Annotated in this window: 1 protein-coding gene; it reads left to right on the top strand. The window is 64.7% G+C overall.

Annotated features, from left to right (window positions below; all coding sequences use genetic code 11):
* Positions 1–18: 18 nt before the first annotated feature.
* Complete coding sequence (locus N1058_RS23965; RefSeq protein WP_265520093.1) at positions 19–1,401, top strand: IS1380 family transposase; 1,383 nt, start codon at positions 19–21, stop codon at positions 1,399–1,401.
* The last annotated feature ends 162 nt before the right edge of the window (positions 1,402–1,563 follow it).

Genomic DNA, 1,563 nt, shown 5'->3' with positions numbered 1-1,563 from the left:
ATTCAGGAACGGAGTCCGATGCACACACACTGTATCTCTGACCAGCTCGAATTTGAAGGCTTCGCCGGGCATAAAGTGATCGCCGGTTTCGATGGCGGGGCGATCACCTCGGATGCGGGCGCACTGCTGCTTCGCCACGTCGACAGGGCCATTGGCCTGTTCGACCGGGTCGCCTCCTGCTTCGTCGATGGCCGCGATCCGGACTGCACGGTGCACAGCGTTCGCACGCTGGTCAGTCAGCGCATCGCCGCCATTGCCTTGGGGTACGAGGACGTCGATGACCATGACACATTGCGCCACGATCCGGTGCTGGCGCTGCTGTCGGAAAGCCTGACGCCGAAGCGGGAGGATTGCGCGGTGCTGGCCGGCAAGTCGACGCTCAACCGGCTGGAACACGGCCGCGTCGGGGAGCCGACGCGCTATCACAAGATCGCCTATGATGCGTCGGCGATCGAGACGCTGTTTGTCGACCTGTTCCTGGAAGCGCATGCCGAACCGCCCGCCGAGATCGTGCTCGATCTCGACGCCACCGACGATCCGCTGCACGGCGACCAGGAAGGCAAATTCTTCCACGGCTATTATCGCTGTCACTGCTATTTGCCGCTGTACATCTTCTGTGGCCGCCATCTGCTGGCGGCCAAGCTGCGGCGGTCCAACATCGACGCCAGCGCCGGCGTGGTCACAGAGGTCGAGCGCATCATTGGGCAGATCCGCACGGCCTGGCCCACAGTCCGCATCATCCTGCGCGCCGATTCCGGTTTCGCCCGCGACGAACTGATGGATTGGTGCGAGGCAAACGGCGTCGACTATGTCTTCGGCCTGGCCCGCAACCAGCGGCTGGAAAAGGAGGTCGCGCCAGCCCTGGAGGAAGCGCATCTGGCAGCCAATGTCCGCGGCCAAGCCGCCCGTGTCTTTCGCGATTTCCTGTGGTCGACCAGGGACAGCTGGTCGCGCCGGCGGCGGGTCGTTGCCAAGGCGGAATGGACGCTGCTGGGCGCCAATCCGCGCTTTGTCGTCACCTCGCTCGAGGCGCAGCACTGGCAAGCCAAGGCGCTTTATGAAGACCTCTATTGCGCCCGCGGCGACATGGAAAACCGCATCAAGGAGTGCCAGCTCGATCTTTATGCCGACCGCACCAGCGCCCACACCATGCGTGCCAACCAACTCCGCCTTTGGTTCGCCTCCTTCGCCTATGTGCTGATCTGCGCCTTGCGCCGCATCGGACTGGCTGGCAGCAAGCTCGCCAACGCCACCTGCGGCACCATCCGGCTGAAGCTCCTGAAGATCGGCGCTCAGGTCCGCGTCTCGGTGCGCCGCATCAAGGTCGCCATGACCTCGGCCTGTCCCTACGAGCGCGAGTTCAGCCGGGCGCACGAACGAATATGCACCGCGGCCCGTTGATGCCGCCGGCCTGAACCCGTCCCGCAACCAACACAGGAGACATTGCCACCGATCACCACCGCCGCTCTCCCGCGGCGCAGGCCGCGCGCGGCTCCAAACGCACGCCCGTCTGATCGGCCGCCGAACGCGTCAGAATAAACGGGCGGTGAGAGAAGTGGGCTA

Source organism: Nitratireductor luteus (assembly GCF_026162365.1).
Classification (GTDB): Bacteria; Pseudomonadota; Alphaproteobacteria; order Rhizobiales; family Rhizobiaceae; genus Chelativorans; species Chelativorans luteus.
Note: the sequence above shows the minus strand (reverse complement) of the source record. Positions and strands in the feature narration are given on the sequence as shown.